12 protein-coding genes are annotated in these 17,906 nt (G+C 37.4%); 4 read left to right on the top strand and 8 right to left on the bottom strand.

Annotated features, from left to right (window positions below):
- Positions 1-9: 9 nt before the first annotated feature.
- The 8 genes from KO02_RS23055 to KO02_RS20990 all read right to left on the bottom strand — a co-directional run bounded on the left by KO02_RS23055 (position 10) and on the right by KO02_RS20990 (position 7,387).
- On the bottom strand, positions 10-258 hold the full coding sequence (locus tag KO02_RS23055; RefSeq protein ID WP_051960168.1) for a FecR domain-containing protein: 249 nt from the start codon (positions 256-258) through the stop codon (positions 10-12).
- A gap of 57 nt (positions 259-315) precedes the next feature.
- Complete coding sequence (locus KO02_RS21020; protein ID WP_051960167.1) at positions 316-1,212, bottom strand: FecR family protein; 897 nt, start codon at positions 1,210-1,212, stop codon at positions 316-318.
- Between the two features lie 122 nt (positions 1,213-1,334).
- Positions 1,335-1,967 (bottom strand): RNA polymerase sigma factor, encoded by a 633-nt coding sequence (locus KO02_RS21015; protein ID WP_051960165.1) that lies wholly within the window; start codon positions 1,965-1,967, stop codon positions 1,335-1,337.
- Positions 1,968-2,437: 470 nt separating this feature from the next.
- Positions 2,438-2,692 (bottom strand): Fic family protein, encoded by a 255-nt coding sequence (locus KO02_RS21010; RefSeq protein ID WP_144243376.1) that lies wholly within the window; start codon positions 2,690-2,692, stop codon positions 2,438-2,440.
- A 469-nt stretch (positions 2,693-3,161) separates the two neighbouring features.
- Complete coding sequence (locus KO02_RS21005; protein ID WP_038703156.1) at positions 3,162-4,181, bottom strand: nucleotidyl transferase AbiEii/AbiGii toxin family protein; 1,020 nt, start codon at positions 4,179-4,181, stop codon at positions 3,162-3,164.
- Positions 4,178-4,903 (bottom strand): DUF6088 family protein, encoded by a 726-nt coding sequence (locus KO02_RS21000; RefSeq protein ID WP_038701465.1) that lies wholly within the window; start codon positions 4,901-4,903, stop codon positions 4,178-4,180. The genes KO02_RS21005 and KO02_RS21000 overlap by 4 nt, the downstream gene beginning before the upstream one ends.
- 651 nt (positions 4,904-5,554) lie before the next feature.
- Positions 5,555-6,544, bottom strand: a complete 990-nt coding sequence (locus KO02_RS20995; RefSeq protein ID WP_038701463.1) for a virulence RhuM family protein — start codon at positions 6,542-6,544, stop codon at positions 5,555-5,557.
- A gap of 408 nt (positions 6,545-6,952) precedes the next feature.
- The gene (locus KO02_RS20990; protein WP_038701461.1) at positions 6,953-7,387 is read right to left on the bottom strand and encodes a hypothetical protein; all 435 of its coding nucleotides are present in this window, start codon (positions 7,385-7,387) and stop codon (positions 6,953-6,955) included.
- A gap of 824 nt (positions 7,388-8,211) precedes the next feature.
- Here KO02_RS20990 and KO02_RS23050 point away from each other — a divergent pair.
- The 4 genes from KO02_RS23050 to KO02_RS20970 all read left to right on the top strand — a co-directional run bounded on the left by KO02_RS23050 (position 8,212) and on the right by KO02_RS20970 (position 17,820).
- Entirely contained in the window at positions 8,212-9,804 is a 1,593-nt protein-coding gene (locus KO02_RS23050) for a discoidin domain-containing protein (protein WP_051960163.1), read from the top strand.
- Positions 9,805-10,164: 360 nt separating this feature from the next.
- On the top strand, positions 10,165-13,479 hold the full coding sequence (locus KO02_RS20980) for a SusC/RagA family TonB-linked outer membrane protein (protein WP_235212300.1): 3,315 nt from the start codon (positions 10,165-10,167) through the stop codon (positions 13,477-13,479).
- Between the two features lie 27 nt (positions 13,480-13,506).
- Positions 13,507-15,399: a RagB/SusD family nutrient uptake outer membrane protein gene (locus KO02_RS20975; protein WP_200878580.1), complete on the top strand. Its 1,893-nt coding sequence runs from the start codon at positions 13,507-13,509 to the stop codon at positions 15,397-15,399.
- Between the two features lie 426 nt (positions 15,400-15,825).
- Positions 15,826-17,820 carry a glycoside hydrolase family 97 protein gene (locus KO02_RS20970; protein WP_081918450.1) on the top strand — a complete coding sequence of 665 codons (1,995 nt, stop codon included), beginning with the start codon at positions 15,826-15,828 and terminating at the stop codon, positions 17,818-17,820.
- The last annotated feature ends 86 nt before the right edge of the window (positions 17,821-17,906 follow it).

Genomic DNA, 17,906 nt, shown 5'->3' with positions numbered 1-17,906 from the left:
TTCTTGCAGTTAGTCGTATATGACAAGTTTATTGTCTTTGACAATACAATTGATATTACTTTCTTTCAAGATTTGGATCACCTGTTCTAGGTTGGCTTGTCGTTCAAATCCACCGCTAAACTTGCGATCGGGTACCTTACCCCGAAATACGACCTGGATATTGTACCATCTGGAGAGCTGACGGAGCACTTCTCTGATATCGGTATTGTTAAACGAAAAGATACCTTCTTTCCAAGCAGCTATCGTGGCTGCATCCACGGCTTGTGCATCGCTGAGCGTTGCATTACTTTGGTTGTAGCGACTTTGCTCGCCAGGTTAAAGTACTGCGCGGTCTTTCGTGCTCACTTTGACGGCACCTTGAAGGAGAGTAGTTTCAATATTACTTTCATTAGGGTATGCTTTGACATTGAAATGTGTACCCAACACTTCAACTTTTAGCTTTGGTAAGGTTACGGAAAATGGGCAATCCGCCCGATGTGCTACCTCAAAATATGCCTCTCCAGTAAGCTCTACTTGTCTGGTTTTCCCTTTGAAAACAGAAGGGAATTTTAGTGAAGAGCCTGCATTTAGCCATACCTTGGTTCCGTCGGCGAGCTGCAATTTGTATTGCGTGCCATTGGGAGTGGAAAGGGTATTAAATGCAGTCAAAATAGGATTATCCTCTTTGGATTGTGCTGTTACAGTCAGCCCATCACGTCCGTTGAGCATATTGATACTTCGTCCTTTACTGATGGTGTCCTGACCGCTGGGCAATAAGATGATCTGTTTTCCATCGGCAAGTGTCAATATGGCTTTGTCTGTCCCTGGTGAGAATTTTTTCAATTCAAGAGTTGTTGCATTCCGGTTTTCTGCCAAATGGTAATGTTGCCAGAACAGAATCCCTGTGATAGCGCAAACGATTAAGGCAGCTGCAGCCGCATAGTATTTCCAATACCGGAAGGTTCCGACACTCGTGTTGCTGCGGTCTAGAGGTGGTTGCTTTGATTCTTGCAAGAGTGCTTCAAAGTAACTGTCAGTTTGTACAAGAAGTTTATCGACCCGTTTTTTTAAAGCAGGATCCGAAATTTCAGTACTTTCCTGCAGCGTTGCCGTAATCTTAGACGCCAGGGTGGAGCGCTGCTCCTCGCTTTCAAAATGTTCGAGCAGCAATCTGAGTTCGGCATCGGAACAGGTTCCTGCCAAAAATTTGAAATATAAATTTTCTACATCCATCTTATAATTGTACGGTCTTTGGGAACAAACTATATCTTAATACGGTCGACTCCGAAAAAGTATCCATATGATTTTGTTTTTTTTTTTTAAAGATGAAATAAAGAACAATCTTGATTACAGCCTTATAGATAAGCTAGTATAACGGGAATCAGAATTGCCCTGAAGAGATGTGGTGATTTCAGTACCTGTTCTTTGATACTCTGTGATGCTTGATAAATATGTTTGTTGATTGTTGTTGGGGTAATCCCCATAATTTCGACAATCTCCTTGTAACTTTTTCCTTTTAGCTTGTGTAGTTCGAAAGCACGGCGCTGTTGTGGCGGAAGTTTATTCAGGAGTGATTCAAAGATTTCTTTGTTCTCTTTTTTTATGAGCTGTTCTTCAATCGGGCTATACCAATCTGTCGATTGGAGCAGGAGGTCGTAAAGGGTTTTATCGTGCGCTGCTTTGCGGTAGTAGTCGATTACAAGATTTTTGGCAATCCGGTAGAGATAAGCCTTGAATGACTGGTTGATATCTATCGAGCTCCGATTTTTCCAGACGCGGGTAAACAAATCTTGAAGCGCATCAGTAGCGAGGTCATCATCTTTTAGCAATTTAAGAAGATTGACCGCCAACTGCTGCTTATAATGGTGGTAAATTGTTTCAAAAGCAGCATGATCACCGTCTATTAAACGTTGAAGTAAGTCGTTTTCATTAATGGGATATGTGACATGCGGTGAACCTTTGCCACGAAGTAAAGAAATCTTTGGCAATTTGTCAAATCTGAATGTTAAAGAACAGTTTTATACCAAATTATTTGGTTGACTTAAATTTCTATCCTATGGGATTTGTGGCACAGGTTGTGGCACAAAGTCATATTGTTGCTAGTAAAATAAGTACGATTGAAGCATAGCATAAAATAAATATTCCGTCTGGAAAAACCCTTAATATTTGGAAAATTCAGTTTTCCCATTCTCTACTATTTGTAATTTTAAATTTATGATATAATTAGTTCTCAATATCGTCTTATCTCTCACTTTCATCTCCATCAACTGGCTTAGGGAATAATCCAGTTACAGGACGTCCACCATTTTTTAGCGTTATCAGGTTATTAGGTGAGTAAGTTAGACTAATAGTTACTGCGTTACTCGTCACTGTGTTACTTGTTTAAACCTAAAGTCTGCGGATAATCCATGATATCGAAAACTTTTACCCTTCACTTTCGTCCTCATCGGCTGGCTTTTTATGTTTCGTTCAATAATTGATTTCTTATTTCTTTCCCCATTTCTGTTAGAAAATACTTTTGGTTACTACTTTTAGGTTTATTGGGGATAGTCATTCCAATAAATCCCAGTTCAATAGCGGGCTGCAAGAAATGTAATCGAAAATATTCCCGGTCAGATAGGTTAAGCTGTGATTGTAATTCTTTTCTACTGCGGTCGTCGGTCAGAGTTACAATTAATAGCTTGACTTGCGGGGTGACTTGCGATGCAGGCAATACCAATCTTAAAAAATTGTCTGAAAAATGGAAACTTTCCTCATTATAAATATTTAATATACGAGGTACTGTGTTATTTGTTTAAAATTAGAACCTAAAGTCTGCTGATAATCCATGATGTCGATAACTTTTACCTCTCACTTTTATCTTAAGGTAATAACCCTATTATAGGATGGTCGCCATTTCTTAATGTTATAAGGTGAGTAAGTTAGACTAATCGTTACTTTGTTACTCGTCACTGTGTTACTTGTTTAAAGTTAGAACCTAAAGTCTGCTGATAATCCATGATGTCGATAACTTTTACCTCTCACTTTTGCCTTAAGGTAATAACCCTATTATAGGATGGTCGCCATTTTTAGCGTTATCAGGTTATAAGGTGAGTAAGTTAGACTGATCGTTACTCGTCACTGTGTTACTTGGTTAAAGTTAGAACCTAAAGTCTGCGGACAATCCATGATGCCGATAACCTCTATCCCTCACCTTTATCCTTGTCAGCAGGCTTAGGTAAGTTAGGAATTATAATATCCCATTTTACATTTTTCATCCTTTCTCTAATTCCTATTAGCGAGTCTAAAACGGCTTCACTATTTGGTAGTGCACCATATACAAGATTCCCAAATTCATTCGTGTACGTATTTTCTAATTCCTTCCAAGTTTCTTCAGTTTCACGGAATATCTTAGCCTCTTTAGGATGAAGTTCTAACCATTGATTGTTGTTTTTAAAACTCGCTACATCATCTTCTCCGACAAGTAAAAGCATTTCTTCAAATTTAGAGCTCTCAAAAAACTCTAAAATTTCTGGAACTTGTAATAACTGATGTAAATCGTAAGTATGGCGAATTTTATTTCGCAAGTCAGTGATTGGATGTTCTCCGTAAGAAAACCGAACCAAACTCATTATTTTTTCGCAAATAGTTCTGTTTACATGCAAAACCTGAACTTCAAAAGGTAATAAGTGATGTTGTTCGGCAAGTTGATATTGTCCTGTTGATTCCATCATTTTAAAAATATAGGAGGAAATAGTGGTTTTGTGGAAAGGTTCATATCGCCCTAGCCAAGTAGCTTCAACAATAATGTTTTCTCTTACTTGTCCGTATTTTCCAGTAGTGGTTTTTGGATAACTATAAGCGATTTTTCTAAGCATTCCGACTTTATGGGTAATACCTTCTTCGTTAACTTCAGTTAATTTGGTTCCAACAAGATTTGTTATTTTTTTCAACTTATTTTTTAGTTGATTTGCACCTTCACCCTCTTGTTTCAAAACTACTAAATCAATATCTTCAGAGAATCGCTCAATTAAACCAAAACATTTTGACAAAGCAGTTCCTCCTTTGAAAACGGTTTCTGTTCCTATTGAATCCTGGAAAATTAAATGAAGGGCATACGTAACCCAATAATCCTTTTCCACATAAATGGGTAATATTCCCATTTGTTGAGCTGTAAAATCAATGGATTGTCTGAATAATTTTATGTCATTGTGTAACTTCATAGTAAATTCCATTTTTCGGATGCTTTCAAAACACGATCAACACCTGATCGTTTATACTTTGTAATTGGATTTAAGCTTTTCTGTAGTACTTCTTGAAATTGCATAACTCCTATTTCTTCCAGTAAGGCACCTAAAAGTGCTCTTGTGGCGGGTGGATATTTTTGCGATAATCGTACTAAAGTATTTATTTCTTTTTCGCTGAGATTTTTCAATAGCGTTATAAACCGTAAACAGGCGGATGAAGCATCGCTGTCAGGAATTTTTTTGATGTAACGAATAGCATCTAATAGTTGTAAAAGCGGAATATTTTCTTTTGTAATAGTGTTTTTTTGCTTGATGAATTTAATAATATAGCGATCTCGTTGTAGAACTGGACGAATTTCATTCCTGCCAATCTGAATAGTATTACTCACTTGTGAAGTTAATCCCAATTGATTATAAATACTATAGCCTGTTAGATAACCGATTGTTTTTCCGTCATCTTCAAGTAAATCTTTTACCACTTGGAACTGGCTCGGTTCTAAATTTCCAAACGGAGTATTTTCAGGTTTATAATATTTGCCTTTAGCTAGCTTAGCTATCTTACCAGAAACAGCCATTCTATTTAAAGCTTTAATGACTGCCTGCTTTTTATTCACCTCTGTAATAAAGTCAGTATAGGTAAAAACATATCCTTTAGGAAGCCTATCTATAGTATTCGCTATGTATTCAGTAGTTTTCATGCCTTTTTATTTACTGCAAATATATGATTTTGTCCAGTTTTTTATATAAAAAACTGGACATTTTATATTTTAAGTTATAATATCAAGTTTTGCTTAATAGCAATATTATTTTTAAAAATATTTCTTCTTTGAATCAAAGAAAGGTCAAGTCAGTTGTCATATTTCAACTAATAAAATTCTAAGATAAATATGTTTAAATAGTTGATAAATAGGTAGTTGTAAGTGTCCCTCACTTACAACTCCATCAACTAGCTTAGGTAATCCCATTACTGGACGTTCGCTATTTTTTTAATTTTATCAGGTTGTTAGGTGAGTAAGTTAAACTAATCGTCACTGCGTTACTCGTCACTGTGTTACTTGTTTAACAGTTAGACTAATCGTTACTGTGTTACTCGTTAGGTTATTAGGTTAGAATGTTAGACTCTTCGTTACTTCGTCACTGTGTTACTTGGTTAAAGTTAGAACCTAAAGTCTGCGGATAATCCATGATATCTATAAAGAACAAAGCTTATCTATCATGAACTATTCGAAGTGGTGGCTTCGTTGGACTCCAGTTGCTATGATTTACAGTATGGAATATTAATATAGGTGGTTTTGGATTCAATTTTTAACTCCATCTAAGTTGATGGAATAAATTTGTCTAATAAAATTTTATTTCATTAATCTTTTGAGTTGTTTATCAAAGTCAGAAACTATTTTTTGTGTCTTATTATATTTTTCATATTCTTTTTCGGCCTTTGAGTTTGCATTAGCATGAGAAATTCCACCTTTACCGTCAAGAATTTTATATTCATTGAAATTCAAAAACTTATCTACAGTTAGTGCTAAACCTTCCATAGTAAATGTATTTTCCCGCTCAATCAAGTTTTCAATATAATCAAAGTAAGAGGTTATAGTCCTCTCCAATTGTTTGATTTCTTTTTCTTGCAGGTAATTTTTCGCAATACTAATATCAGATTTTAGTATTCGCCCCTCTGGGCTATTCTTCCAATTGGTTAAGCCCATATTTGCGATAGTGGCATCCGTTTTTTTATATACAATTTCTGCTGCTGTATATCCTGTAATAGCATAATGAAATTTAGTTTGAACCATTGCATAGAAATTTTTGGTTATTTCAGCACTTGGATTATAATCGATACTACATTCAGCAAAAATATCTGTAACTTGTTGATATATTTTACGTTCGCTAGCTCGTATTGAACGTACTCGGTCCAGTAATTCTCTGAAATAATCTTTTGCAAATAAACTTTCACCTTGTTTTAATCGATTATCATCTAATACAAAACCTTTAATAATAAACTCCTTTAACGTTTTTGTAGCCCATATTCTAAATTGTGTACCTTTTAGTGATTTCACACGATAACCTACAGATATGATTACATCTAAATTATAAAATTTGACTGGACGGTCAGAACCACTAATGTGCAAATTTTGCACATTGCTTTTTTCATCCAGTTCACCATCACTAAAAACGTTACCAATATGTTTGGTAATTACGCTCCTTTCACGATTAAAAAGTTGGCTCATCTGCTCTTGAGTTAACCAAATAGTTTCATTCTCCAACAAAACATTCAATTTTACCTCACCTTCAGGTGTAGTATAAAGAATAAAGTTATTCTGACTAGGTTCTAATCTGTTCATAACAAGGATTATAATTCATTTTTTATCAAACTTAACTAAATTTGCTTTTATCCCCAATTTTATCGTATTAAATATGGATTGTTTTTATGCTTTCGACCATTAATAAACTTACCCCTCACTTACGTCTTAACCAACAGGGTTAGGAAATAACCCTATTACTGGACGATCGCTGTTTTTAACGTTATCAGGTTATGAGGTGAGTATGTTAGACTAATCGTTACTGCGTTACTTGTCACTGTGTTACTTTTTTAAAGTTAGACTGATCGTTACTGCGTTACTTGTCACTGTGTTACTTTTTTAAAGTTAGACTGATCGTTACTGCGTTACTCGTCACTGCGTTACTTTTTTAAAGTTAGACTGATCGTTACTGCGTTACTCGTAACTGTGTTACTTGTTTACAGTTTGAACCTAAGCCCTGTAGACGATCCATGATTTTCTTCTATTTTTATGGCGCATCCTGTAAGCTTCAGATCTCATTTTTAGGTTTTTCACTAGGTTGATCAGGAATTTAATGATGCGGTAACACCCGTAACCAATTAAAGAGAGTATTGCCACCGTTATGGTGTAATCAAGCCACTTCGGTAAGGAGTCTCTCAAGGCAAAATAACCTGTAAATAAGAAATATCCAGCGACATAGCATAATATTTTAAATCCTTTTTTCCAGCCAAACCAAACCGCGAGATAGAGGTAACTACTTAGCAGACCAACGCATGGCAGTATATGTACCAGGTTGGTACCCTGTAGCTTGTGTTCGTACGGTGCGTAAAATAACCTGCCGATAATAATGATAATCGCCAAGTTAAAAAGTATTTTAAAGACCCAACGGATATCAATTATAAACATATTTCCTTATTTTAAATGTTGTGTAATTTATTTGTCTTATTATTGATCTTGTCAATAGCTGTAAAAAATGGTACTAATTCCGGATCTATTCATTCGATTAAGTGATAAAGAATCTGTTTGATATCTGTAGCCTATGTGCAGTCGATATGTTGTCCCTTGAAACAAATGGGGTTGCAGTGATTGACTCTTTTTATAAAATCTTTGATTTTTTCTAATTTGGCATGTATACTAGCGCAGTTTTCATTCGTAGATTTATGAGGGAAAATTTTATACTGGTTTTCCGCTCAACAAGGAATAATGATGGGGTAGAAATAGTGCTATCAAGAAACCAAATGTTTGGTCTTGTGAACACCCAAATGTATTGCCAAAATATCTAAGGAACCAATGGCACTTCCTCCACCATCGAAATCTTCTACTCCTATTTGAGTGAAAAAGTTTGTTCTTAACAGTTATTGAGTAGTACGAATTCTCCTAAGGATTTAAGCTTTGTGAATTTATTAAGATTATCGGCTGCAAAATATAAAAATCCACAGCCTATTCTGTACGATTTTACTATTTATATGTACAGGATTGCTAATGAAAGAAGTAGTTGGATTATACCTTTGCTATATTATATACGAAGAACTATTATAGTTCGTTACAACCAATTAAAATCTAACACTTGTCTTTTTGAAATCCTGAAGATGTTAAATTAATCGATTTAATATTAACCTGGTGCATAAGATGAGACTACCTTGCTAGAAATCCTTTTAAAATTAGAGCTGATATTTATGTTGGAAATTTGGTTCGCACGTTAGAAAAATTATAACCAATAAATAATAAATATGAGAAAACAAATGAAAATTTCAATGGCAATCGTCGCATTATTCTTATTTGCGATATCCTGTAAAAACATCAGTATGACGGAAGTGGACGAAACATATCCCCCTCCAGTGACTGACACTGTATACAACTCTGATCACCCGTACAATTTAAATGTTGTATATTTTGTACCATCGGATATAACAACTAACGTAGATTATGAAAAAAGACTGAGTAAGATTTTAATCGATGGACAGGCGTTCTTTAAAAAATGGATGATGCATTGGGGCTATGGTGAAAAAACTTTTGGATTGCTTAAGGATGATGATAAGCAATTGGTAAAAATTATTACCATCCGCGGGCAGGCCGCACAGGGCAATGGTTGGGACTACAATGATAATTTAATTAAGGCTGAGGTCGACCAATACTTTCTGAATCATCCGGAAGACATGACAAGTAAACATATCTTAGTGGTGACAGCAACAAATGAAACGGATCCGGATAGGGTACAGAATTTTGTAAAGATGCCCTTTCACGGAAGTGGAGCTACAAGTGCCTGGCCGGGTTACTGTTTTGCGCTAGATTATCCGGCAATGGACGCTAATAACCTTGGACAGCCCGGAACTGTTGGTTTTGAGGCAATGAAATGGATAGGTGGATTGTTACATGAATTGGGGCATGCTTTGAACGCTGGGCATTCGGGAGAAAAGGTTTCCGAAAAGAACGATCCATTGCTCGGTACTTCCCTGATGGGCGGAGGAAACTATACTTACGGAACAAAGCCGACTTTCATTACACATTCCAGTGCAGCTTCCTTTATTAAAGGTCAACTATTTAGTGAAACTACAGGTACTTTTTATGGAGATCCTGGTTTGATCACCAAAAGAATCTATGCGAAATATGAAAGCGGAAATATTGTGATTTCGGGAAGATTAAAAGCTAATAATCCCATCAATGAAATTTCATTCAACCACATACCAAGCAATAACACGGGCGGATATACAGCTCCAGGGTGGGTGACTTCACCAGTTGATGTGGATAGCTTTAACATCAGTATGCCGATTAGCGAGATAAAAGAAAAAAATATTGAGAACTATGTCCTTTCTGTTGTGGTAAATCACCAAAATGGTTCCCGTTCAGTAATTTCGTTTCCATATAAGTATATCAGTAATTTACCAGTCATTGATTTCGGGATAAGAAACGATGTATATAATAGAACTACTTGGACAGCTACCTTTAGTTCAGAAGAATCAGCAAATAGTGGCTACAAGCTTTTTGATAACAATGCCGAAACATTCTGGCATTCCAGATGGGCTTCACCAGCAGCGCCATTCCCACATTCGATGATCGTCGATATGAAAGCTTCGAAGACCATCCATGGGATAAATTTTGTACAGCGTGATTATGGACGCCGGTTGAAAGGTATTCAAATATTGACAAGTACAAATAATGTAGACTGGGAAAATATTGGACAATTTCAGTTGTTGAATTATAATGGAGGACAGTCGATCAATTTTCCTTCGGCTAAGGTAGCTCAATATTTTAAAGTTATCATTACATCCAATCATGACTCAGGTGGAACAAATGCTTCTCTCTCAGAAATAAGCGTTTACTAGACCGGATACAGTTAAAATATTAGAACACCTCAAGATAATATCTTTGAGGTGTTTTTTTATTTTCTTCTATTACAGCTTACTACAATGTTATTTAGGAAGGAGATTTGTACGATTTTACCTTTTTTTTGTATTATTTTTTCATTTTCTGGAAGCCACTTCCGCTACATTTGCTAGCAGTGAAATAACCAAAAATCTACCGTATTCAGATTCTATAAGTTAAGATCGTAGTGATTGACAAACCTAAAAGTCACTTTGGTGATCAATGTCAAGACTACAGCATTCAGCTTACAAAGATTTAGACGGCAGCATTGTAAAATACTAAATTAACGATAACAAAATAATCATTTAAACTACTATACTATGGTGAAAAGAATCCAAGGGATTAAACTCAATCCAAGGAGGATCTCAAAGAGGGCATTTTTTGCTTTGGCTTTCTCGGCATCAATAAATGCCGAGGTTGTCTATGCTTCTGTATTTGATGTGACGTTGATGAAAGTAGAAAATCAGTGGCGTTCAGCTGAAACTTCGATTGGAGGGAAGCGGCTCCAGACTAGAGCGTTTCGTGGAAAAGTTGTTGGATTAAACGGCTTGCCCCTGCGAGGCGTAAGTGTCGTTCTAAAAGGATCAACTATAGGAACATCATCGGATAAAGAGGGCAATTTTAGTATAAATGTACCTAGCGGAAATCCTTCTACACTTGTTTTACGTTTTGTTGGTTATAAAGATAAGGAAGTAACTGTGCAACCTTCATCCAACAATATATCAGTGGAACTCCAAGAAGATGAAAATACTTTGGATGAGGTAGTCGTCGTGGGTTATGGATCGCAGAAAAAGGTGGTTGTATCGGGCGCTATTGCCTCTGTAAAAGGCGAAGATCTTGCTAAATCTCCCTCTGTTAATCTTTCAAATTCATTTGCAGGCAGATTGCCAGGAGTGACTGCTATGCAAAGCAGCGGGGAGCCCGGGGACGATGGCTCTACCATTCGTATACGGGGAATCAATTCCCTGTCAGGTGGGAATACGAGCCCATTGATCGTGATTGATGGCGTGCCTCAGCGAGCAGGGGGGCTTGATCGTATAAATCCCAATGATGTGGAAAGTGTATCTGTTTTGAAAGATGCTTCAGCGGCTATTTACGGTTCTCGTGCTGGTAATGGTGTTATTCTAGTGACGACCAAACAGGGAACCCTTGGAAAACCAAAAATATCCTATGATTTTTCCTATGGTCTACAGCGTCCTACACGTACACCTAAGATGGCGACTTCTGAACAATACACATCCATTATTAACGAAGTAACGGGTGTGTATACACAAGATCCAGCGATATGGACCGATGTTTGGAAGGCTTTTAATACGGGAGATGGAAGTTATACTTTACCTTCTGGAAAAATTAAGCCGGTGTATTCTCCCGAAGAAAGACAGAAATATAGTGATGGGTCTGATCCTTTACGTTATCCAAATACAGATTGGTTTGCCTCTACGATAAAGAATTGGTCAGCTCAGCAAAGACATAATGTACAGGTTAATGGTGGTACTGAAAATTTGAAATATCTAATTTCATTAGGTTATTTAAATCAAGATGCAATTTATAAGAATTCAGCAACATTCTATAAGCAATATGATTTACGTGCCAATCTGGAGTTCAAATTAGGAAAGTATGTTACTGTAAGGCTGGGTATAACAGGTCGGGAGGAAGCCCGTAATTTTCCGACCCGTAGCGCTGGTACAATTTTTAATTTCCTTGCTACCAGCCTTCCGACCCAAATTGCCGTTTGGCCGAATGGACTTCCAGGACCTGACAAAGAAAATGGCTCCAATCCGGTTGTTATTACTACGGATGCAACAGGATATGACAGAAACACTCGTGACTATTTGCAGAATACAGGAGCTATTGACATTCAGATACCCGGTGTAGAAGGATTAAAGTTAACAGGAACAACTTCAATTGACAAGTATTGGGGGAGGTCGAAAAGGTGGGAAACACCCTGGACACTATATAATTGGGATAAGGTAAGTTTTGAAGCGGATGGCATCACTCCTTTACTTACAGGTTATGTGCCAAAAGGGATCGAGCCTAAAGCTCAGTTACGTGAAGCTGCCGAGGATCAGCTCAGTATAAATTTATCTTCCATGCTTTCTTATCAGAAGACGTTTACCGGAGGGCACAATGTTTCCTCTCTGATCGGATTAACCCGCGAGACAGTAACCAATAATGGATTTTATGCGAGCAGAATGGATTTTCCATCTACTTTAATCGAACAGTTAAATTTTGGGGATCGTGAGCGCCAGACATTGGGCAATGAAAATACCTATGATAGAGCGCGCCTAAGTTATTATGGAAGGGTAAATTATGATTATAAACAAAAATATCTTTTAGAATTTAACTGGCGGGTGGACGGATCTTATATTTTTCCACCCAATAAGCGGTTTGGCTTCTTCCCTGGAGTATCGGCTGGTTGGCGCGTATCTGAAGAGAGTTTCTTTAAAAACAATGTTGCTTTCGTTAACGATCTAAAACTACGGGCATCTTGGGGCCAAATGGGTGCGGAGGCTTATTCTGGAGGATCTTTGCAAGAGTATAAATATCTATCGCTGATGAATACAGGACAAGGTGTATTTGGGGATAAGATTTACCAGACGATATGGGAAAGTACGATACCAAATACAAATTTTACCTGGGAAGTAGCGAACAACAGTAATCTCGGGCTGGATATGTCTTTTTTGAATCGCAAAATAGCATTGGAGTTAGACTTCTTCTATAATAAACGTACTAATGTGCTTACAAAAAATCCAGGTGTTGTTCCCATTAGCTCTGGTATTTCAAATAATTTGCCAATAGCTAATTTAGGAAATCTCATTAATAAGGGATATGAATTCAAATTGAGCTATAATGATCGAGTGGGTGAACTATCTTATAATATTGGTATTAACGGTGGCTATGCGAAAAACAATGTGCAGTATTCTAGTGATGTCGCTAATACCTTACCTTATCAGCAGCAGATAGGAAAAGTGACAGATTCTTATTTAGCTTACCTGTATGACGGCATTTTCAAAGATCAAGCTTCAATTGACGCGAATAAAGTCGATTACAGCCCATTAGGGTTAAAAAATGGAAAACTGTTGCCAGGTGATATGAAGTATGTTGATTATAACGATGACGGTAAGATAACCAGTGACGACCGGGTGAGGTTGGATAAAAATGGTACACCTACTTTTACGGGCGGCTTGGTTCTCGGTGGACAGTATAAAGGTTTTGATTTCAATATCTTGGTACAAGGAGCTACTGGAGGTATGCGGAGAATAGGTCCTACCGTATCAGGTTTAATAGGCAATTACTTCGATTGGAACTATAATAATCGATGGAGTATCGATAATCCAAGTGACGTAGACCCTCGTCTTACAAATCGGTCAGATACCTATTATACAACCACCGATAATACCTATTGGATACGAAGCACAAATTATGTAAGGTTAAAAAATATTGAACTGGGCTATAGTCTATCTACAGATCTGATTCGAAGAATGGGTTTGAGTTCAGTTCGGTTATATGCGAATGGGATCAACTTACTAACGTTTGACAAAATAAAAATATGGGATCCAGAATCGGATAATAGCAGCGGTCATTTTTACCCGCAGAACAAAATTATCAGCTTCGGTTTGAAGGTTGGTTTTTAACGAAATTTTAAATAAAAGTTTATTGAAATGAGAAGATTAATTAAAATTAAGATTTCCTATATCTTTTCTGTTATGCTATTGTGCGCTACAGGATGCAGTACTGATTTCTTAAATATAACACCCCGCAATGCATTTTCCGATGAAACAATATGGCAGGATGCAGTATTGGCAGAAAAGTTTATCAGCGACATTTATAATGCTTTTGATGCGACGAATTCAGGCTTTACTGAACAGATGCAGGCTTCGGCAACAGATGAATCATTGTGGAATCATTCAGATGTCTTTCTTCTGCTGAATACAGGTGCTATAAATGGTGCAAACCAGGGCTGGGGTGGTACGTCGAGATGGTGGGAACGTATGTATACTTATATTCGGTTCAGTAATATAGCGATAGAAAAATTGGCAGATGATACAAAAAATGGTATCAAGGACCAAGCTGCAAAGGATAAATTATTGGCGCAGGCTTATTTTATCCGTGCTTACTGTTACCACCAGCTATTGCGATATTACGGCGGTGTACCACTGATTACCAATAGTTACGCGTATTCTGAAGACCCAACCGTGTATAAAAAGGAGCGTGCTACTTATGAAGCTTGTGTGAGCCAGATTATACAGGATTGTGATGAGTCTTACAAAAGATTGGCTGGCGTAAAACTAGAAAAGGGACGCGTAAATGCTCTTGCAATTTTGGCGCTTAAGTCAAGAACACTCATTTATGCAGCAAGTGATTTACACGATGGTAAAAAATTGACTACGAAAGTGAGCGACTTAAGTGATATTGCTGATAAGCTACCTTTATTAGCTTACACCTCGGGCTCACAACAAGAACGATATCGTCTAGCGCAGGCTGCTGCGAAAGCAGCATTGGATGCGGGGATAGGCTACAAGTTAAATCTTACGGAGCCTGTTTCTGTCGATCAGGGTATTGCAAATTATAAAAGTATTGCTATGGGTGGAGGAAGCAAAGCGGCGGGTATCGATGCTTCAGCATCAGCTGATATTATTTTTGCCCGCTATTTTATTACTGAACAGAGCTCTACACATGCGCGGGACAACGGGCCAAATGGATATAGTAGTTGGGGTGGGAATCAACCTTTGGGACTTCTGGTGGATGATTATGAAATGAGTGATGGTACTAAATTTGACTGGAATAATCCTGTTCATAAGGCAACCCCCTATAAAAACAGAGATCCACGATTTTATGCTTCTATCTTATACGACGGGGCAGATTGGAAACCGAGAAATAACGCTGCAGATCCAGCAAATCAGATCCAGACCGGAACCTATGATCTCATAGTAGGTGGTAAATTAACGAAGTTTTCGGGTCTCGACACGAAGCAAGCACCTAGAGAATCGCATAATGGTACGTGGACAGGATATTATATTGGCAAATTTATGGATCCTGACCCTAATATTGTCGATGCGCAGGCGAGACAATACGTACCTTGGCCTTTTTTTAGATACACAGAATTAGTATTTAATTATGTGGAAGCCTGCATAGAACTTGGTGAGACAGAAATTGCTAAGACTTGGTTAAATAAAATTAGATTTAGAGCGGGTATGCCTGCGATCACAGCGACAGATCAAAATACATTGCGTACTATATATCGTCATGAACGTCGTATCGAAATGGCTTACGAACAACAACGCTTTTTTGATGCCCGAAGATGGCTTATTGCTGATGAAACCCTGGGAAGAAAAGTTACCATTGTTAAGATTGATGCCACATTCAAGCCAGGAAAATCGTTGGCCAATATCTATAAACATGATGAGTCTATATACGACTACAATTATACACCACAGGAGTTCAATACCAAGGAAAATCGCGTTTGGAAAAATCAGCTTTATTTTATCCCGTTATCTCGGGATGAAATCAGAAAAAACCCATTATTAGTGCAAAACCCCGGTTATATAGAATAAAAGGTATAGCTGGTACTTTTTAACTAGGCTGTTGTTTTATAAAAAGTCCCTGTAAATATAGTTACGGGGACTTTTCTATTATTAGGAATTTAAAAAAAATTAAGAAGGATTATTGAACTCTGAAAATAGTTGACGTAAATAGTTTAAACATATTATTGATTTAAAGAACCTGTTATCAGATTCACAATATTATACTTTGATGATCTGGAAGGAGCCCCGATAATTGGGCGCTCTTTTTTTTGTTATGGGAGATTTTTTTAGACTATTTATCCTAATTAAAAATATAATAGCAATAACATAGAAAAACAACTTATTATCACGTTTATGTACGATTTTACCTTTTTTTTGTACTATTTTTTTAACAATAAAAAGCTTGCTCGGCTACATTTGCTTACAGTTAATAACCAAATATTTTACCGTATACAAATGATCAATATAATTAAAAAGACCGGCTCACGAGTTGTAGTAGTGGGGGCCTTATACCTGTCTACAGGAATGTCTTTTGCACAGGAAAAATTCGAACTTAAAAGTCCCTCAGGAATAAATAGCATAGAGGTGAATCTCGGTAGCAAACTTTCTTGGGACTTGAGCAATGGAGGGGAGCGCATGCTTGAATCGTCAACAATATCGCTTGATCTGGGTGATGGTCGTATTTGGGGCCAAAATCCGAAATTAAAAAAGGCCAGTCGTTTAGCACATAAGGATCTGATACATCCCCCGATCTATCGAAAAAAAGAAATTAAGGATGAGTATAATGAACTTGTCCTAGACTTTAAGGATAACTACAGTGTTGTTTTCCGGGCTTATGATGATGGTGTCGCTTATCGATTTATCTCAAAAGAGAAAAAACCTTTTGTTGTGGTTTCAGAAGAGGCTGCATTTATTGCAAGTCCAAAAGCACGCTTGAACAGCGGTGTTGAAGATCCATTTTATAGCTCATTTCAGAATACCTATAATCATATCAAAGTAGCTGACTGGAACGATGGAAAACCTGGTATGTTACCCCTTCTTTTGGAAAAGGGTAATGGGAAAAAAATATGTATCACAGAGGCTGATCTTATAGACTATCCAGGAATGTATCTGACCAAGGGTAGTGGAACAAATGTACTTTCGGGTTTATTTGCGGCTTACCCTAAAGAAATTGTGACAGAGGTGAAAGGGTTAAAAGGAGTTGTCAAAAGCCGTGAAAAATATATTGCAAAGAGCGATGGTCAGCGTGAGTTCCCTTGGCGTGTCGCTATCGTGAGTTCCAAAGATCAGGATCTTCTGGACAATGATATGGTTTATAAACTGGCGACTCCTGCGAAATTCAGTGATTTTAGTTGGATCAAACCGGGTAAAGTAGCCTGGGACTGGTGGAATAACTGGAATGTCTATGATGTTGACTTCAATAGTGGAGTGAACAACGAAACGTATAAATATTACATTGATTTCGCATCCAGAAATAAAATAGAGTACGTCATCTTAGATGAAGGCTGGGCGGTTGAGGGGAAAGCTGATCTATTTCAGGTTGTCCCAAAGATTGATCTACCTGATCTTATTGGTTATGCGAAACAGCTTAATGTAGGGATTATTTTATGGGCAGGATATAAAGCTTTTGACAAAGATATGGACGCGATATGCAAACATTATGCGGCGATGGGAGTCAAGGGATTTAAGATTGATTTTATGGATCGTGACGATCAGCAGATGATAGATTTTAACTATCGGGCCGCAGAGTCAGGTGCAAAACATCGCTTGCTTATTGATCTTCATGGAACATCAAAACCGACAGGACTCCAACGTACTTTTCCAAACACCATTAATTTTGAAGGAGTCCATGGTCTGGAGGAAATGAAATGGGCAAAACCTGAGGTTGATCAGGTAACGTATGATGTGACCATGCCCTTTATACGTATGGTAGCGGGTCCGGTTGATTATACCCAGGGGGCGATGCGGAATGCGAATAAGGAGAATTTCCGGACAGTATATACCCAGCCGATGAGCCAGGGGACACGCTGCCGGCAATTAGCAGAATATGTCGTTTTTGAGTCTCCTTTGAATATGCTCTGTGATGCACCTTCTAATTATATCAAAGAATCTGAATGTACAGCATTTATAGCAGGAATTCCTACAGTATGGGATGAAACTGTTACGCTCGATTCCAAGGTCGGCGAACATATTGCTATTGCACGCCGGAAAGGTGATACCTGGTATGTGGCAGCTTTAACAGGTTGGAATCCGAAAGATATTGCCTTTGATCTTAGTTTTCTGGGGGGAGAAAACTATGAAGCTGAAATTTTTAAAGACGGTATCAACGTTGATAAAGTAGCTGAAGATTATAAGCGCGAAATAAATAAACTTAATATGAGTGAGAGTAACATTGTTAACGCACACCTGGCTTCAGGTGGTGGCTTTATCATGAAACTATCTAAAATTTAAACGGTAATAATGAAAGACCGTGAATAAGTATTTAGGATCGGTCTTAATTTTAACCGCTTATAAATCCAATTTAACCAATTAAACTA

This window comes from Sphingobacterium sp. ML3W (genome assembly GCF_000747525.1).
Lineage (GTDB): Bacteria > Bacteroidota > Bacteroidia > Sphingobacteriales > Sphingobacteriaceae > Sphingobacterium.
The sequence above is the reverse complement of the archived record's forward strand: the minus strand, read 5'-3'. Positions and strand labels throughout refer to the sequence as shown.

What these genes read in the sequence shown, in the direction of transcription:
- KO02_RS20980 (WP_235212300.1), top strand. Translation starts at nt 10,165, where the DNA reads ATGGTGAAAAGAATCCAAGGGATTAAACTCAATCCAAGGAGGATCTCA.
- KO02_RS21005 (WP_038703156.1), bottom strand. Translation starts at nt 4,181, where the DNA reads ATGAAGTTACACAATGACATAAAATTATTCAGACAATCCATTGATTTT.
- KO02_RS20970 (WP_081918450.1), top strand. Translation starts at nt 15,826, where the DNA reads ATGATCAATATAATTAAAAAGACCGGCTCACGAGTTGTAGTAGTGGGG.
- KO02_RS21000 (WP_038701465.1), bottom strand. Translation starts at nt 4,903, where the DNA reads ATGAAAACTACTGAATACATAGCGAATACTATAGATAGGCTTCCTAAA.
- KO02_RS20990 (WP_038701461.1), bottom strand. Translation starts at nt 7,387, where the DNA reads ATGTTTATAATTGATATCCGTTGGGTCTTTAAAATACTTTTTAACTTG.
- KO02_RS21020 (WP_051960167.1), bottom strand. Translation starts at nt 1,212, where the DNA reads ATGGATGTAGAAAATTTATATTTCAAATTTTTGGCAGGAACCTGTTCC.
- KO02_RS20975 (WP_200878580.1), top strand. Translation starts at nt 13,507, where the DNA reads ATGAGAAGATTAATTAAAATTAAGATTTCCTATATCTTTTCTGTTATG.
- KO02_RS20995 (WP_038701463.1), bottom strand. Translation starts at nt 6,544, where the DNA reads ATGAACAGATTAGAACCTAGTCAGAATAACTTTATTCTTTATACTACA.
- KO02_RS23050 (WP_051960163.1), top strand. Translation starts at nt 8,212, where the DNA reads ATGAGAAAACAAATGAAAATTTCAATGGCAATCGTCGCATTATTCTTA.